General features: G+C 59.0%; 16 protein-coding genes. 9 read left to right on the top strand and 7 right to left on the bottom strand.

The genetic code is table 11. From position 1 onward, the window contains the following. Positions 1-42 precede the first annotated feature (42 nt). The 4 genes from ftsY (at position 43) to ACR0I0_RS01360 (ending at position 3,582) form a co-directional block, all read left to right on the top strand. Positions 43-1,182: a signal recognition particle-docking protein FtsY gene (ftsY, locus tag ACR0I0_RS01375; RefSeq protein ID WP_480489886.1), complete on the top strand. Its 1,140-nt coding sequence runs from the start codon at positions 43-45 to the stop codon at positions 1,180-1,182. A gap of 91 nt (positions 1,183-1,273) precedes the next feature. Beyond that, positions 1,274-2,176: an EamA family transporter gene (locus ACR0I0_RS01370; protein WP_480489884.1), complete on the top strand. Its 903-nt coding sequence runs from the start codon at positions 1,274-1,276 to the stop codon at positions 2,174-2,176. Positions 2,177-2,192: 16 nt separating this feature from the next. Next, the gene (locus ACR0I0_RS01365; RefSeq protein ID WP_171633335.1) at positions 2,193-2,798 is read left to right on the top strand and encodes an inner membrane-spanning protein YciB; all 606 of its coding nucleotides are present in this window, start codon (positions 2,193-2,195) and stop codon (positions 2,796-2,798) included. A gap of 115 nt (positions 2,799-2,913) precedes the next feature. After that, positions 2,914-3,582 (top strand): Crp/Fnr family transcriptional regulator, encoded by a 669-nt coding sequence (locus tag ACR0I0_RS01360; protein ID WP_480489882.1) that lies wholly within the window; start codon positions 2,914-2,916, stop codon positions 3,580-3,582. Between the two features lie 218 nt (positions 3,583-3,800). On the opposite strand, the gene ACR0I0_RS01355 is transcribed toward ACR0I0_RS01360, so the two are convergent. The 6 genes from ACR0I0_RS01355 to rpiA all read right to left on the bottom strand — a co-directional run bounded on the left by ACR0I0_RS01355 (position 3,801) and on the right by rpiA (position 10,004). Continuing rightward, positions 3,801-5,315, bottom strand: coding sequence for a Do family serine endopeptidase (locus tag ACR0I0_RS01355; RefSeq protein WP_209833451.1), 1,515 nt, complete (start codon positions 5,313-5,315; stop codon positions 3,801-3,803). 110 nt (positions 5,316-5,425) lie between these two features. After that, entirely contained in the window at positions 5,426-5,620 is a 195-nt protein-coding gene (locus ACR0I0_RS01350; RefSeq protein ID WP_171633344.1) for a DUF2065 domain-containing protein, read from the bottom strand. Next, positions 5,620-6,516 carry a protease modulator HflC gene (gene hflC / locus ACR0I0_RS01345; protein WP_480489880.1) on the bottom strand — a complete coding sequence of 299 codons (897 nt, stop codon included), beginning with the start codon at positions 6,514-6,516 and terminating at the stop codon, positions 5,620-5,622. Before hflC ends, ACR0I0_RS01350 begins: the two co-directional genes overlap by 1 nt. Then, positions 6,516-7,658, bottom strand: a complete 1,143-nt coding sequence (gene hflK, locus ACR0I0_RS01340) for an FtsH protease activity modulator HflK (RefSeq protein ID WP_171633351.1) — start codon at positions 7,656-7,658, stop codon at positions 6,516-6,518. The genes hflC and hflK overlap by 1 nt, the downstream gene beginning before the upstream one ends. A gap of 72 nt (positions 7,659-7,730) precedes the next feature. Next, positions 7,731-9,089: a glutathione-disulfide reductase gene (gene gor, locus ACR0I0_RS01335; protein ID WP_480489878.1), complete on the bottom strand. Its 1,359-nt coding sequence runs from the start codon at positions 9,087-9,089 to the stop codon at positions 7,731-7,733. A gap of 126 nt (positions 9,090-9,215) precedes the next feature. Continuing rightward, complete coding sequence (gene rpiA / locus ACR0I0_RS01330; protein WP_171723503.1) at positions 9,216-10,004, bottom strand: ribose-5-phosphate isomerase RpiA; 789 nt, start codon at positions 10,002-10,004, stop codon at positions 9,216-9,218. Between the two features lie 167 nt (positions 10,005-10,171). Here rpiA and ACR0I0_RS01325 point away from each other — a divergent pair, with 167 nt between their 5' ends. From ACR0I0_RS01325 to ACR0I0_RS01310, 4 genes are read left to right on the top strand one after another with little or no spacing between them, the layout of a single operon-like run. Continuing rightward, positions 10,172-10,873: a glutathione S-transferase family protein gene (locus ACR0I0_RS01325; protein ID WP_210092170.1), complete on the top strand. Its 702-nt coding sequence runs from the start codon at positions 10,172-10,174 to the stop codon at positions 10,871-10,873. A 1-nt stretch (position 10,874) separates the two neighbouring features. Continuing rightward, entirely contained in the window at positions 10,875-12,248 is a 1,374-nt protein-coding gene (locus ACR0I0_RS01320; protein WP_171633361.1) for an L-serine ammonia-lyase, read from the top strand. 23 nt (positions 12,249-12,271) lie between these two features. Beyond that, positions 12,272-12,688, top strand: coding sequence for a GFA family protein (locus ACR0I0_RS01315; protein ID WP_480489875.1), 417 nt, complete (start codon positions 12,272-12,274; stop codon positions 12,686-12,688). Between the two features lie 45 nt (positions 12,689-12,733). After that, positions 12,734-13,648, top strand: coding sequence for a DMT family transporter (locus ACR0I0_RS01310; RefSeq protein ID WP_171723504.1), 915 nt, complete (start codon positions 12,734-12,736; stop codon positions 13,646-13,648). Here ACR0I0_RS01310 and ACR0I0_RS01305 read toward each other — a convergent pair. Beyond that, entirely contained in the window at positions 13,593-14,204 is a 612-nt protein-coding gene (locus tag ACR0I0_RS01305) for a thiamine diphosphokinase (RefSeq protein ID WP_348539509.1), read from the bottom strand. The two genes, ACR0I0_RS01310 and ACR0I0_RS01305, sit on opposite strands and share 56 nt — an antisense overlap. 219 nt (positions 14,205-14,423) lie before the next feature. Between ACR0I0_RS01305 and ACR0I0_RS01300 the strand changes: the two genes are divergently transcribed. Then, on the top strand, positions 14,424-16,124 hold the full coding sequence (locus ACR0I0_RS01300) for a hypothetical protein (RefSeq protein WP_480489873.1): 1,701 nt from the start codon (positions 14,424-14,426) through the stop codon (positions 16,122-16,124). Positions 16,125-16,168 lie beyond the last annotated feature (44 nt).

The following is a 16,168-nucleotide window of genomic DNA, read 5'->3' as shown; positions in this document are numbered from 1 at the left end:
CAAATCCGCATTAGGTGAAGGGAACACCTGTGGAGACCAAGTATGGCGTTTTTCTCAAAGCTAAAGGACAAGCTGTTCAAATCTTCATCTCGTCTTGAAGAAGGGCTGGAAGCCATCGTCGAGGATGGCGGCGAGGAGACGGCGGCTCCGGACCCTGTGATCCCCCAGCCGCAGCTCGATCCGCAACCGGTTCCAGAAGTGCCAGAGCCTGCCCCGGCCCCGCAACCGGCTGAACCGCCGGCACCGATCCCGGCTGACCCCACGCCTGTCGCTCCACCGCCGGAAATACCGGAAGCCAAGGGCATCCTGAACCGCCTGTTCAATCGAGGCGCCGTCACGGAAATGCGCCGCACCCTGGACGATGACATGCTGGAGCAGCTCGAAGAACTGCTGATCGCCTCGGACATGGGCGTCGACACAGCCTTGCGTGTCACATCGAACATGGCCGAGGGCCGCTTTGGCCGCAAACTGTCGACCACAGAGATCAAGCAACTTCTGGCACAAGAAATCGCCCGCGTTATGGAGCCTGTGGCCAAGCCTCTGCCGATCTATCCCAAACGACCTCAAGTGGTACTGGTCGTCGGCGTCAACGGCTCGGGCAAGACCACGACAATTGGAAAACTGGCCAGCCAGTTCAAAGAGGCCGGCAAAAAGGTCGTCATCGCCGCCGGCGATACCTTCCGCGCTGCGGCCGTGGAACAGTTGCAGGTCTGGGGTGATCGCGCCGGAGTTCCGGTTATGACCGCCCCCGAAGGCTCGGACCCCGCCAGCCTCGCCTTTGACGCGCTGACCCGTGCACAGGCAGAGGGCGCTGATCTGCTGATGATAGATACGGCGGGCCGCCTGCAAAACCGCACCGACCTGATGGAGGAACTCGCCAAAATCGTCCGCGTCATCCGCAAGGTTGATGACACTGCTCCGCACAACACTTTGCTCGTACTCGACGCCACCACCGGTCAGAACGCGCTGAGCCAGGTGGAAACGTTCCGCAAACTGGCGGACGTTTCCGGTCTGGTCATGACCAAGCTGGATGGCACGGCCAAGGGCGGTGTTCTTGTTGCCTTGGCGGACAAATTCGGGTTGCCCATCCACGCGATCGGCGTCGGCGAACAGATCGACGACCTTGCCCCTTTCGACCCCGAAGAATTCGCTGCCGCCCTCACCGGTCTCGACAAAGGCTGATCTTAGGCTTCATCTGGCCCCAAATATCCTCGGGGGGTGTGGGGGGGCAGACAGCCCCCCACCTTCTCCGCTCCGCAAAAGGTCCGCGTATTTGAGCGACTGGCTGATCTCTCTCGAAGGCACCGAAGCCGGACACCAGCTGGCATTGGCGCTGGCTTTGATGGCGGCGTTCCTGCACGCGGTCTTCGGTGCACTGCAAAAAGGCAGACACGACCCGTGGCTGTCCCGCGGCGCCATCGACGCCTGCTATTGCCTCATGGCCGCCCCCTTCGCCTTTTTCGTGGTGCCCTGGCCCGAACCTCATATGTGGCCGATCTTCGCGCTCGTCTGGCTGATCCACATCGCCTACAAAACCCTGCAAGCCATGGCATATACCAAAGGCTCTTACACCGTCGTCTATCCGGTGGTGCGCGGTACGGGTCCGCTGTTCACCGTCATCGGTGCCTATCTTCTGTTCGGCGAAACATTCTCGGTCGTTCAATGGCTGGGCGTGGCCACCTTGCTGGCCGGGATATTTGGGTTGGCCGCCTACAACTTCAGGTTCCTGGAAACCAACAGGGATACGCTGGGTATCGCGCTGACACTGGCGATCATCACTGGCCTGTTTGTGGCCCTGTACACCACCTATGACGCCTATGGCATTCGCGCCACCGCCGATCCGTTCACCTTTCTGGCCTGGTTCTTCATGATCGACGGCGCGGCCATGCCGATCTACGCATATCTCAGGTGGCGCGTGATGGCACACAGACCTGCACCTGGCCCGCTGATGCTGCGCGGCCTCGCTGGCGGTATCATCGCTCCTTTGTCCTTCGGGGCAATCATGCTGGCCACCCGGCTGGATAAGGTCGGTGAAGCAGCCGTTCTGCGCGAAACCTCAACAGTCTTCGCTGCGCTGATCGGCTGGCTTGCGCTAAAGGAAACGGTTGGCCCAAGACGCATTGCCCTGATGGCATTGATTGCACTTGGCGCCGTAATAGTTGAAATGGGCGGATAAGCAGCAGGAAGTACAGATGACAGGCAAAAAAGACATCAACCCGTTTCTGAAACAGATTCTGGAACTTGGCCCCCCGCTGGCCTTCTTCTTCATCTACCTGCGCCTGCGCGACGACAGTTTTCTGATCGGCGGCATCGAGTATTCCGGCTTCATTGTCGCCACGATTATCTTTGTCCCCCTGATGCTGGGGGCAATGGGTATCCTGTGGTATCTGACCGGCAAACTCAGCCGGATGCAGATCTTCACGGCCTTCATGGTGATTTTCTTCGGCGGTCTCACGGCCTGGTTCAATGACGAGCGGTTCTTCAAGATGAAAACCACACTTGTCTATGGTCTGTTTGCCTTGATCCTCGGCATTGGCCTGATGCAGAAAAAATCCTATCTCGCCTATGTGCTGGATGAGATGCTGCCGATGAAGCACGAAGGCTGGATGATCCTGACACGCCGCCTGTGCGCCTGTTTCGCCGTTCTGGCCGCCGCAAACGAATTCGTCTGGCGCACCATGTCGACGGATCTGTGGGTCAAGATCGAGACCTTCGGCTTTCCCATCGCTCTGATGGCATTCCTGATGCTTCAGTTCAGCATTCTGCAACGCTATATGGACGATCCCGAGCAGAAATAACGGCCCCTGCACCCGCCAGACCTGCCAAAACAAACAAAATTCTTGGCTTGAGCGCCGAGCTATGGGAAGTTGTGCCACCACCCACACTCACAGCTTGCCCAAGATCGGTGCACACATGACGGCCTTTCCCAACAGCGGCTTCCTTTCCGAAGCCTCCGACGGGCTCAGAGAAATGCTTTCGGCGCAAGCGACCGAAATATCTCTGTCCCAAGGTGAAATACTTTTTGAACAAGGTGACGAGGGCGACTCTCTCTATGCCATTCTGGAAGGCACGTTAGAGGTTTCCTTTCTGGCCATGAGCGGCCGCAAACTGACGCTTACCCTGATGCGCCCCGGCGAAGTCTTTGGTGAGATCGCGTTGTTCGACAATGGTCCGCGTACGGCCACCATTGCGGCGGCAGAACAGTCGCGTGTACTGCGTGTGCGCCGCAACGACGTTATGAACCAGATCAGACAACAGCCTGACCTTGCCGTGGATATGATCCGTCTGGCCGGATTGCGGATGCGATGGATGGGGCTGCAACTGAACGAGCAGGTCTTTCTGCCCATGCCTATTCGGCTGGCCCGCAAGCTGCTGCACCTGTCCAGTTTACAGGACGACCCGGCCGCGCGCATCACCCTGTCGCAGAGCGAACTGGCCGAATTTGTCGGTGCCACACGCGAGGCAGTATCCAAAACCATCTCGATCTGGAAACGCGACAACATGGTCGAAGCCTCTCGTGGCGGTTTGCTGATCCAGGATTTTGAAGCCCTGCGAGAACTGGCTGATTCAGATCTTATTTGATCCGGTGTGATCTTGTTCACAGACCATCGATTACGCTTTGACCTAACGTGAGATTGTTACCGTAGGAGGTCAGAGAATCATCCCCGATATCTGTCCACTGACCTCTCCCTGTATCTGAGCCATACGCATTCACTGCGTGTGGCTCATTTTTTGCGTGGCGGTGATACCCGGTCTGGCCCGCAATAAAAAAGGCCGGGAGGTTGTCCCGGCCTGTTCAATCAGTTCTCAAGGCTCAGCGCCACAAAACGCGGATCGCCCCCCCTGCGCACCAACAGCAGCAGAGATTTGCGACCAGCTTCGCGCGATTCTTCCATACGGGCTTCGAGATCTCCGATGGTTTCCACCTTTTGCTGGCCTGCTTCGGTGATCAGATCACCTGCCCGCATTCCCTTGGCATACGCCTCAGATGCTTCATCGACATCTGTAATCACAAGGCCGTCTGCATCACCATCCAGCCCTAAATCTGCACGCAGCGTATCGGTCAGGGGGGAAATCGTCAGGCCCAGAATATCCGCATTCTCCTCAATCGGAGCTTCCTGCGGTTCCTCCTCGCCATTGTCAGCGCGTTCCGCATCTTCCCGACGCCCTAGTGTCACAAGTACGGTCTGAGTTCCGCCGTCGCGGTGCACGACCACTCTAACCGACTTGCCAACTTCTGCTTCACCGACCTGACGCACCAGACCTCGGGTGTCTTCCACCTCGACGCCATCAAAGCTGAGGATCACGTCACCCGCCTTCAACCCAGCTTCTTTGGCAGGGCCGTCCGGTACATCGCTGATCAGCGCGCCGCCAGGTTTTTCCAGACCCATGGCCTCGGCCATGTCCTCGGTTACGTCCTGAATGCGAACGCCCAACCAACCCCGACGGGTCTCGCCATATTTCCGCAGTTGATCCACGACCTTCACGACAACATTCGACGCCATCGAGAATCCGATGCCGATCGAACCGCCGTTAGGCGACAGGATTGCGGTGTTCACACCGATCACTTCGCCTTCCATGTTGAACAGCGGCCCGCCCGAGTTGCCCCGGTTGATCGCCGCGTCCGTTTGAATGTAATCGTCATAGGTTCCGCTCAGCGCTCGGTCGCGGGCTGAAACGATCCCTGCCGATACCGAAAAGCCTTGCCCAAGCGGGTTGCCCATGGCGATAACCCAGTCACCCACGCGCGCGACGTCGCTGTTGCCGAACTTCACGTATTTCAGCGGGCCCGAAGCCTCGACCTTGAGCAACGCGATATCTGTTTTCTCGTCCGTTCCAATAACCTTGGCCACCAGTTCTTTCTTGGGCTGGCCATCGCCGGGGAAGAATTCCACAAGGATCTCATCAGCTTCGGCAATTACATGGTTGTTCGTGACGATGAAACCGTCCTCCGAGATCACGAACCCCGACCCCAGCGCATTGCTGCGACGCGGCGCGTTGTCGTTATCTCCGCCGTTTCGGTCCTGGAACTCGCGAAAGAAATCTTCGAACGGAGAACCTTCGGGCACGATGCCCTGCGGGCCAGTCCGGCCCTCGATCAGGGTGCTGGTGGTGATGTTCACAACCGCCGGGCTGACTTTCTCGGCCAGTGGTGCCAGGCTTTCGCCCCTGGCCTGTGCCATCGCCGATTGCGCCAGCAAAAGCAATGAACCCGCAAAGGCCAGCCACATAAGCCGCATCCAAACACTCACTTCGTCCCACCGGACGGATACACTGCGCGCTTTCGCCTGCACTAGAGCTCTCCTTGTCGACATTCACGCCAAGACCGCTTGTTCACGGCCTTTCTTACAAACCAATGTAGTCAGTTTGACCCCACGAGCAACTCGGGATCGCAACGAAATCACCGGCAAGTGAAACCGCAGCGTCAAAATCCCAGGTGTTGCGCGCCCCAAAGCAGGATCAGCCCGCTGATCACACACAGCAATCCGACCAGGCGCCGGGCTTGCTCTGGCATGTCCCGCAAGGCTTCCAGCATCCGCTCGATAAGCGAAGGGGCCAGCGCATAGGCCAGCCCCTCAACAATCAGTACCAGCCCGAAAGCCAGAAGGATCATACCCATTATTCAGACGCCGCAGCCGCCGGTGTCCGCCGTCCGGTTGGTGAAGCGAGGTAGTTGAAAAACTCGGAATCCGGGCTCAGGATCATTGAGCTATTACCACCTTGCAGCGCATTTTCATACGCGGTCAGCGAACGGTAGAATTCGAAGAACTCCGGGTCTGCACCATACGCTTCTGCAAAGATGGCGTTGCGTTCGGCGTCAGCTTCACCGCGAATGATCTCGGCCTCGCGGTTGGCGTCCGACACCAGTTCCACCACGGTCCGGTCGGCCTGCGCCCGCACGCGCTGCGCGGCTTCGTTACCACGTGCGCGTTCATCGGTGGCTTCACGCTCACGCTCGGCTTTCATCCGGTCAAACGTGGCCTCAAGGTTGGCCTGAGGCAGGTCGGTCGCCTTCAAACGCACGTCGATCACATTCACGCCCAACGCGCGCGCTTCGGCAATCGCGCTGTTGCGGATGCGCAGCATCAGCGCGGCACGGTCTGAACTGAGGATGTCACGCGAGGACACCGAACCCAGTACTTCGCGGGTTTCAGCGCGCAGGATACGATCCAGACGGTCTTCGGCGACCGGAATACCACCCACACCAACGGCCTGACGGAACTGTTCCAGATCGGAAATCCGATAGCGGGCGAAGGCATCAACCACCAGTCGGCGATCATCCAGAGGCGTAACCTCCAACGGCTGAACGTCGATGGACAGGATCCGGTCGTCATAGCGGACAACTTCCTGTATCAGCGGGATCTTGAACGCCAGACCCGGCTCTTCCTTGACCGCAACAACGCGGCCAAATTGCAGAACCAACGCGCGCTCACGTTCATCCACGATAAAGATCGAGGACAGTACACCAACAATCGCGATGAAAACGATCGGCAGAATAAAGGTCGCTTTACGCATCAGTTGCTCTCCTGTCCGGAATTGCGGCGCAGTTCGTTCAGCGGCAGGTAAGGCACGACGCCCTGCCCCGATCCGGTCGAGTTTTCGTCCAGAATGATCTTGTCCACGTCACCTAGAACCTGCTCCATCCGCTCCAGGTACAGACGTTTGCGGGTCACATCAGGCGCTTTGGAATATTCTTCCAGAACCGCGCTGAAACGGCTCGCCTCACCCATAGCGCTGTTGATCTGCTGTGCGCGGTAGGCTTCGGCTTCTTCCAGTACCTGGGCAGCTTCACCGCGCGCCTCAGCCAAAACCCGGTTGGCGTAGGCGTCGGCGACGTTTTGCAGCCGGTCACGCTCCTGCGCGGCGGCCTGAACATCGCGGAAGGCGGCGATCACGTCCTGCGGCGGGTCGGCCTTGTCAAAGTTCACGCGGATGATGTTCACACCCGAATCGTAGCTGTCCATCGTCGTCTGGATCAGTTCCTGAAGGCGTTCGGCAATGATACCGCGATCCCGGTTCAGGATTGGTGCCAGCTCGCTCTGCGCGATAATCTCGCGCATCGCCGATTCCGACACGGCGCGGATCGTCTGACGCGGATCACGCAGATTGAACAGGAACTTGGCCGGGTCATTGATGTTCCAGACGACCTGATAGTCGATATCGACCACGTTTTCGTCGCCGGTCAGCATGAGGCCATCGTCGCTGCCCCGGGCTCCGCCCATATCTTCGGTCTGTTCGCGGGTGACCGGAATCACCTCGGCAGTGACAAACGGCCATGGCGCAAAGTTCAGACCCGGATTACCCACGGCCGAAAACTCACCCAGAAACAGCTCAACTGACTGTTCTTCCGGTTTTACAGTATAAAAGCTGGCCAGCCCCCACAAAACGGCAGCTGCCACCAGACCAATCGCAACCGTACCTTTGGTAAAGGCCGGGCCTCCACCGCCCTGACCACCGCTGCCACTACGGCCACCGCCGCCGCGACCGCCCATCAGGACGCGCAGCTGCTCCTGGCCTTTTTTCATCAGCTCATCAATCTCGGGGATCTGCGGGCCTTCGCCTTCGGGGGGCTTGCGCCCGTCACCGTTGTTGCCCCGATTTCCTCCACCTCCGGATGAGCCTCCGCCCCCCCAGGGGCCACCGCTGTTGCCCGCCATATGTATCAATTCCTTCGTTTAGGCCCGTGTGATCACGGGCACACTTGTAACTTGTGTGCGCGCGCTTGCAAATCAAGCGGAGCGTACAGGTTGCCGCATTGTCACCAGTTCTTCCGCCATAACGGGATGTACTGCAACCGTACGATCGAAATCTTCCTTTGTCGCGCCCATCTTTACGGCAATTCCGGCCAGCTGGATCATCTCTCCTGCTCCGGGGGCGACAATATGGCAACCCAGTACCTTGCGCGTGGCCTGAGACACGATCAGTTTCATCAGAACCCGTTGCGTGCCACCGGCAAACGCCTTCTGCATCGGTTTGAACGAAGTGGCATACACCTCGATCGGTTCCTGGGCCGAGGCTTCTTCCTCGCTCAGGCCGACTGTGCCGAATTCCGGTTGGGTGAAAATGGCGGTTGGGATCAGCGCGTGATCCACAGGGGTTGGGTTGCCTTTGAAGACGGTTTCCACAAAAGCCATACCCTCGCGGATGGCCACGGGTGTCAGGTTGACCCGGTCGGTCACATCGCCAATGGCATAGATCGACGGAACGGCGGTCTGGCTGTATTCATCCACGACGATCTCGCCCTTGCGCCCACGTTCAACGCCCAGCTCTTCCAGCCCGAGGTTATCGGCATTCGGTGCCCGGCCCGTGGCGTACATGACCACGTCAAAACGATCCTCGGTGCCGTCCGTCGCCTTTACACGTATCTGGTCGCCATCTTTGGCCATTTCCAGCACATTGGTGCCCAGACGGACATCGATGCCGTTCTGGCGCATCTCTTCGCAGATCAGTCCACGCGCTTCTTCATCAAAGCCACGCAGGATCTGCGCACCGCGGTAGAATTGCGTGGTCTTGACACCCAGACCGTTCATGATCCCGGCAAACTCGCTGGCGATATAACCGCCACCAACAATCAGAATGCTTTCGGGCAGCTTGTCCAGATGGAAAATCTCATTCGACGTGATCGCAAGATCCGATCCCGGGAAGTCCGGCACCACCGGTCGACCGCCTGTTGCAATCAAGATGTGTTTGGCGGTTTTCCGGGTGCCATCGGCCAGCTCGACCGTGTGCGCATCCACCAGACGCGCGCGCTGATCAAAGCTTTCAACGCCGTTGTTTTTCAGGATGCTGCGATAAATCCCTTCCAACCGGTCCAGTTCGGCAACCAGTTTGCCGTGAAACATGTCCCAGTCAAACGGGCCGGGCTGAACATCCCAACCATAAGCTTGCGCATCTTCGATCATGCCCGAGTATTCACTGGCAAAGACCATCAGTTTCTTAGGCACGCAGCCCCGGATCACACAGGTGCCGCCATAGCGGTCTTCTTCAGCCAGCGCGACCTTTGCACCGGCTTCACCCGCCGCTACGCGTGCCGCCCGGACCCCGCCCGAGCCTCCGCCGATGACAAAAAGATCATAGTCAAAGCTCATGCCGGGTTCCTTCGTTCAACTTGCAAAATTCCTCTGGATATCTGGGCGCGAAAACCCCGGTGCCAACCCCCGGGCGCGGAATTTTCGATCTTTTGCCGACGCTTGTCCGATTGGCTTGCATAAAACTCAGTCCGTTTGGTCGGAAAACAGGTTTTCACGGGATCCGCTCAGCAGCTGATCCAGTTCCAGAGTGCCCGCGTTGATATCCCGCAGTTCGACCCGCCCGTCGCCGTGGCCGATGATAACCTTGTCACAAATATCGATAAACAGGCCGTTTTCCACCACGCCAGGAACCTGATTGAGGATCAGGGCCATCTGACGGGGATTGCCGATGCGTTTCAGGTGCAGGTCCAGAATGTGATTGCCTTCATCCGTCACGAACGGGGCCGCGCCATTCATACGCAGCGCCGACGAGGTTCCAAGTACATCCATCGCGTCCAGAGCTTCTTCGATCAGTGTTCGCGTGGTTTGCCAGCCAAATGGAACAACCTCGACCGGCAAGGGGAAAGCACCCAGCGTTTCCACCTCTTTCCCGGCATCTGCGATGACAACCATCTGATCGCTGGCCGTGGCAACGATCTTTTCCTGCAAATGCGCGCCGCCGCCGCCCTTGATCAGGTTCAGGTCAGGGTCGAATTCATCCGCGCCGTCGATGGTCATGTCCAGCCACCCAGCCTGATCCAGAGAAATGACTTCGATCCCGACTTCGCGTGCCAGCTGCGCGGTGCGGGTGGACGTGGGAACGCCCTTGATCCGCAGACCTTCGTCTTGCACCCGTTCGCCCAAACGACGGACCAGCCAGGCCGCAGTGGATCCCGTTCCAAGACCCACGCGCATGCCGTCCTCGACCATCTCGGCGGCACGACATGCGGCCACGTATTTTGCGGTGTCGATGGGCGACAGTTCTCCGGTCATGGCAGCTTTCCCAGTTTGGCCTGCCGGAGTTATAGGGAATGCGCCGCGCGACTGCGACCACATTTTGCGGTTCGGCAAGCGTAAAGATGCCTGAAGACTGCGCGTTTCCTATCGGAAACGTCGCAATCATGTCTTACGCCCTCATCTTTGTCATATAGATTGCCCGCATGTTGAACCGATACCGCCTGCACTACGCCCCTGACAACGCCTCGCTGGTGATCCGGCTGGTGCTGGAAGAAATGGGTGTGCCCTATGAAGCTGTGCTGGTCGATCGCCGTCGAAACGAACAGGACAGCGCGGCGTACAGGTCATTGAACCCCAACGGGCTGATCCCGGTGCTTGAAACTCCGCAAGGGCCGATCTTTGAAACGGCGGCAATTCTGCTGTGGCTGTCCGAGCGCCACGGGCAACTGGCCCCGGCGGCAGACGCCCCCGAACGCGCCGAGTTTTTGAAATGGCTGTTCTTTGCGTCCAACACGCTGCACGCCGATCTGCGCATTCTTTTCTATGCCGAGAAATACATCACCCCGCCACAGGCTGATACCCTGCGTGCAGGCATCCGACCCCGTTTAAAGCAGCACCTGCAACTGCTGGACGCGCTGGCAAAACGCGCGCCAGCCTGGTTCTGCGCGGAATGCCCGTCGGTTCTGACCTATTATGTCGCCTGCATGATGCGTTGGATGGCCTTGTATCCGGCCGATGCAAATCGCAGTTGGTATGCGCTGTCTGACACCCCGACCCTGCAAACCATCCTGGCACAGCTCGAGACACGCCCCGCCACCCACACGGCCATCGTGGCCGAGGGCCTGGGCCCCGCACCGTACACCTCTCCTATTTACGCCAACCCCTTAGAAGGCTCAGCTACCTGACATGTTCCTCTCTGTCTTCGATATGTTCAAAGTGGGCATCGGCCCGTCCTCCTCGCACACCATGGGCCCCATGGTGGCAGCGGCGCGCTTTCTGGATATGATGCGTGCTTCACCTTTCGAATTTGCGGGTCTGAAGGGCTCGCTGCATGGCTCGCTCGCCTTTACCGGCGTCGGCCATGCGACCGACCGGGCGACCATTCTGGGCCTGGCCGGCTTTGTTCCGGACACCTATGACAACAACAAGGCCGAGGCCGCATTGGCGGATATCGCCAAGACGCACACGGTTACCCCCGACGGCCTGCCGACGCTTCAGTTCGATCCCAAAACAGACCTGATCTTCGACTATGACACCAACCTGCCGGGACACGCCAACGGGATGATCCTGATGGCCACGGACGCGCAGGGGGACGTGATCCTGCGCCAGGTATTCTATTCCATCGGTGGCGGCTTTGTCCTGACCGAAGAAGAACTGGCCGAAGGCAAGGCAACGGATGAGGGCGCACCGGTGCCGTTCCCGTTCAAATCCGCGGCTGAAATGCTTGAGATGGCCAAGTCCAGCGGCAAAACCATCGCCGAGATGAAGCGCGCCAATGAGATCGCGCGCGGCTGCGCCGACAGTTTCGCCAAAGGATGCGCTCGTCTGTGGGACGTCATGAATGCCTGTATCGAACGCGGTTTGAGGACCGACGGCATTCTGCCCGGCGGGCTAAAAGTGCGACGCAGGGCAAAGGGTATCTATGACGCGCTGATCGCCGAACGCGGCATGAACCTGACCGCGCCGCACACGATCAACGACTGGATGAGCGTCTACGCCATGGCGGTCAACGAAGAAAACGCCGCCGGTGGGCAAGTCGTAACGGCACCGACCAACGGGGCAGCGGGCGTTCTTCCTGCGGTGTTGCGCTATTACCTGGATCACGTTCCCGGTGCCTCGGAGAGCCATATCGAAGATTTCCTTCTGACCGCGGCCGCGATTGGCGGGCTGGTCAAATACAATGCGTCCATCTCGGGTGCCGAAGCGGGGTGTCAGGCCGAGGTCGGCAGCGCATCAGCCATGGCCGCGGCGGGGCTCTGCGCCGTGATGGGCGGTACGCCTGAACAGGTTGAAAACGCCGCCGAGATCGCGTTGGAGCATCATCTGGGCATGACCTGCGATCCCGTCGCCGGGCTGGTTCAGGTGCCCTGTATCGAACGCAACGGGCTGGGGGCCATCAAGGCTGTGTCCGCTGCGTCTTTGTCCCTTCGCGGGGATGGAGAGCATTTCGTGCCGCTGGATGCGGTGATCGAGACGATGCGTCAGACCGGCCATGACATGCACGAAAAATACAAGGAAACCTCGCTTGGCGGATTGGCCGTGAACGTGCCAAACTGCTGATATCGCAACAAATGGGGGTCGATATGCGTGGACATTGCCTCTGCGGCAGCATCAAGTACGAGATCGACCCTCCTGCCCTGTCCTGCGTCACCTGTCATTGCGACAGCTGCCGACGCCAATGCGCCGCGCCGATGACAACCTATTTCGCGGTTCGTGACGGTCACTGGCGCTGGATCGGAGAAGAGCCGAAACGCTTCAACTCTTCGCCCGGAGTCGAGCGCAGCTTTTGCCCGGATTGTGGCACGCCAATCTCGTTCCGCTCGGCCAAAATGTCGGATGTGCTGCATCTATACGTCGCCACTTTGGAGACCCCCGAGGCAATGCAGCCCACATTGCACGTGGCTCATGAGGAAAGACTGAGCTGGCTGCATCTGGATGACAACCTGCCCACCTGCACCGGACCGGATTACACAAAGGTTCACCCCCTGCTCGACGCCTGACATTCGACCTTTCCACTGCGCCGCGAAGCAGATAGCGTCGCGCGCATGACTCAGGATCGTCCCGTCTTGGGCATCTTTTTGATGCTCGGTTTTTGCGTGCTTGCACCCTTGGGGGATGCGATGGCAAAGCTGTTGGGCGAAACGACACCGTTGGGTTTGCTGGTTGCAGCCCGGTTCGCGGTGCAAGCGCTGATTCTCATTCCGCTGGTGATGATGACAGGCCGGCCCTGGCGGATGCACGGGCGCATCCTGCGCCTGACAATCATCCGCACGCTGCTGCACATCATCGGCATAACCGCGATGTTCAGTGCGTTGCAGTTCCTGCCCCTGGCTGATGCGGTCGCCATTGCCTTTGTCATGCCGTTCATCATGTTGCTGCTGGGCAGATACGTTCTGGGCGAAGAGGTCGGCGCGCGGCGCCTCGTAGCCTGCATCGTCGGTTTCATCGGCACACTTCTGGTCATCCAGCCCAGCTTTGCCGAGGTGGGCTTACCTGCCCTGCTGCCGTTGATCGTTGCCGTGGTCTTTGCCCTTTTCATGCTGGTCACGCGGCAAATCGCCAAGGAAACTGATCCGATTTCCTTGCAGGCGGTGTCTGGTGTCATGGCCACTGTGGGGCTGGTTCCTGTCCTTGTGATCGGAACATCGCTTGGTATCTGGAACCTGTCAGCCGCCTTGCCCGCCCCCGACATGTTTTGGCTGCTGATCGCTATCGGCATTCTGGGAACTGTCGCGCATCTGCTGATGACATGGTCGCTGCGCTATGCACCTTCGGCCACGCTGGCCCCGATGCAATATCTGGAAATCCCGGTGGCAACCCTGATTGGCTGGGCAATCTTCAGCGACCTGCCTGACGGACTGGCAGCGGTTGGGATCATGATCACCGTCGCCGCCGGTTTGTACGTTATTCTTCGCGAACGGGCCACCGCTCGCTCTGCCCCGACAGAAACACCTGCATGAGCGGATCGAGTGCGGCGCGGGGAACCATCACCAACAGGCCCGGGCCATCCATCTGCAATTCAACCACTGACAGCGCGCGATTAGAGGTGCCCACCCGGTCGTCCGGTTGCAACCGCAGGCCGTCGATGGGCCATTCCAGCCCGGTGCTGCGCCCGGTCACAGGGCGCATTGGAAACAGCGACACCACATCCCCGGGCAAAACCGGCAGCCGGATTTGGCGAGGCGCGTGAAACACCACCTCATGCGCGCCCAGCAGAATGCAGGCCTGTTCCTGACGTCTGACCAGCACGTTCAGAACAGCAAGCTGATGATCAAGCCGTCCGCCCAGAAAACCGGCCCCCAAAACCAGTGGAGCCTGCACATTGCGCAAGGCCTTGTCGAAATCGGTGCTGTCCTGTTCACGAATGGCAAAAAGCCGGTCAGACGGGATTTTGGCTTTTGTTGCTTTGTCCAGCGAATCGAAATCCCCGATGACCGCGTCCGGAATCCGGCCTGATTCTGTCAGAACTGCCGCCCCACCATCCGCCGCTACGACTGAAGTGACGCGGTTCAGCACCAAATTCAGGTCCTCGGGACCAACAAAACCACCCCCAAACAGCCCGATTGGATCGGCAGAGCGTACAATTGGTTCATTTTTCCTAAGATTGGCCATTTTTCCCGGATTTGGACACATTAAGACCACAAAATGATAGGTTCATGCATAAAGTTCAGAGCCTTCGTGTGCTCCCGATTCCGGGTAAGTGGGCTCTCGTAGTTTGTAAAGGACGTGCGTCTGATGGTACAGAATAACAAGGTATTAACCGTTTCATATGGAACCTTCTCCTGCACTTTGGAAGGATTCGACGATTCCTTTGAAACGATGAAAGCCATTGCCGAATATTTCCGCGATCTTGCCGCGGATGATCGTTACTTCGGCTCAGAGCCTCCACAACCAGACGCCGAAATGCTGACCCGTATCGCACGCCGCGACGCATCGCAACGCGTCGAAGCCAGCCAAAACGAATCCGGGCTTCTGCTGCGTGCCGCTCCAAACACCGAAGCCCCGGCACCGGTCGCGTCTGACGCACCGGTCCCGCAAGCGCAAAATGCAGATGCCATGACCACCCCCCCTCCCGAAAATACCCAAGCAAGCCCGGGGCTGACCGCGTTCACGGACGCGGAGGCCGTCGACGCCACCACATCTCCGCCGGCCGACAGCATTGCCGCAAAACTGCAACGCATCCGGGCCGTTGTTTCCCATTCGGACGTCCCCTCCACTGCCTATTCCGAAGACGAGGAATCTTCGCTGCTGGCCAACACCGCCCCCCCAGTGGACGCCGTGGCCGCCGCGTTCGAAGCAGGCGCTCTCAACGAAGAAGACTTTGCTGAACCTGCCCAGCCCGAGGCTTCGGAAATCGAGGATATGCAAGCGCTTGACGCCGAAGACGTGCAAGACGACGCGCCGGCAGAATCTGAAAACCAGGCCTTCGAATCCGCCGAGCCGAATATCGAAAGCAATTCCGAACAGCAGGTGCAGCTGACCCCCGACCACCTGCGGGATGAAGATATCAAGGTCGCAACCGACTCCGCGCAGCTTCCTGTTGAGCCCCTGTTCTCGGATCTTGAAGAGGATACCGACGAGGAAATCGACGAGGAGGATGTTCCAAACATCCTCAACGTCGAAGACGTGGCGATCGAATCCGAAGATGAAGCAAGTGACGAGCCGCAAGACGATCAGGCGCAAGGAGTATTGTCGGAAGAGGACGAAATTCAGCTGCTGTCCGAGATTTCCGAAATCGAAAAAGACATGGCAGGCCGTTCTAGCCAAAAACTGACGGATGACGCCGATCCTGATCAGGATATCTCGCGACTGATGGCCAAAACCGGTGAACATATGGAGGATCCGTCCAGCAGCGACGCGCGAGAAACCTATTCGCACCTTCGCACCGCCGTTGCCGCGACCGAGGCCGACCGTGATGACCAACCGGCCCCGAACACCTCGCCTGTTGATGAGTATCGCGTTGATCTTGCGTCAGCGGTCAGCCCGCGCCGCCCCGAAGTAAACGTGACCAGCATACGCCCGGAAGCAGATGCTCCGGCTCCGTTGAAACTGGTTGCCGAGCAGCGCGTGGACGATCAAAGCGAATCCAACGGCCCCGTGATGCCGCGTCGCGTGACCACTCAGGTGGAGGAAGCCGGGTCGGAAGAAGGCGGTTTTGCGCAATTCGCACAAGATCAGGGTGCACAGTCGCTTCAGGACCTGCTTGAAGCCGCGGCGGCCTACCTGTCCTTCATCGAAGGGCAGCAGCAATTCTCGCGCCCGCAACTGATGAACAAGGTCCGTTCTTTGAAGCAGGATGAGTTCAATCGCGAAGAAAGCCTGCGTTCCTTCGGACAGCTGCTGCGCGATGGAAAGATCGAAAAAGCCGGTGGCGGCCGTTTTGCGGCCTCTGACCTGATCGGCTTCCGTCCTGATGATGAGCGCGCGGTAGGCTGACTAACCTCGCCAATTGACAAAAAAAGGGCCGGGTGCACCCCGGC

It is taken from the genome of Ruegeria sp. AG6 (genome assembly GCF_056541565.1).
This window is presented reverse-complemented; position numbering and strand designations above follow the sequence as displayed.

Coding starts and splice junctions, on each gene's coding strand:
- ftsY (WP_480489886.1), top strand. CDS start 43: ATGGCGTTTTTCTCAAAGCTAAAGGACAAGCTGTTCAAATCTTCATCT.
- ACR0I0_RS01365 (WP_171633335.1), top strand. CDS start 2,193: ATGACAGGCAAAAAAGACATCAACCCGTTTCTGAAACAGATTCTGGAA.
- ACR0I0_RS01360 (WP_480489882.1), top strand. CDS start 2,914: ATGACGGCCTTTCCCAACAGCGGCTTCCTTTCCGAAGCCTCCGACGGG.
- ACR0I0_RS01355 (WP_209833451.1), bottom strand. CDS start 5,315: ATGTCGACAAGGAGAGCTCTAGTGCAGGCGAAAGCGCGCAGTGTATCC.
- ACR0I0_RS01350 (WP_171633344.1), bottom strand. CDS start 5,620: ATGGGTATGATCCTTCTGGCTTTCGGGCTGGTACTGATTGTTGAGGGG.
- hflC (WP_480489880.1), bottom strand. CDS start 6,516: ATGCGTAAAGCGACCTTTATTCTGCCGATCGTTTTCATCGCGATTGTT.
- hflK (WP_171633351.1), bottom strand. CDS start 7,658: ATGGCGGGCAACAGCGGTGGCCCCTGGGGGGGCGGAGGCTCATCCGGA.
- gor (WP_480489878.1), bottom strand. CDS start 9,089: ATGAGCTTTGACTATGATCTTTTTGTCATCGGCGGAGGCTCGGGCGGG.
- rpiA (WP_171723503.1), bottom strand. CDS start 10,004: ATGACCGGAGAACTGTCGCCCATCGACACCGCAAAATACGTGGCCGCA.
- ACR0I0_RS01325 (WP_210092170.1), top strand. CDS start 10,172: ATGTTGAACCGATACCGCCTGCACTACGCCCCTGACAACGCCTCGCTG.
- ACR0I0_RS01320 (WP_171633361.1), top strand. CDS start 10,875: ATGTTCCTCTCTGTCTTCGATATGTTCAAAGTGGGCATCGGCCCGTCC.
- ACR0I0_RS01315 (WP_480489875.1), top strand. CDS start 12,272: ATGCGTGGACATTGCCTCTGCGGCAGCATCAAGTACGAGATCGACCCT.
- ACR0I0_RS01310 (WP_171723504.1), top strand. CDS start 12,734: ATGACTCAGGATCGTCCCGTCTTGGGCATCTTTTTGATGCTCGGTTTT.
- ACR0I0_RS01300 (WP_480489873.1), top strand. CDS start 14,424: ATGGTACAGAATAACAAGGTATTAACCGTTTCATATGGAACCTTCTCC.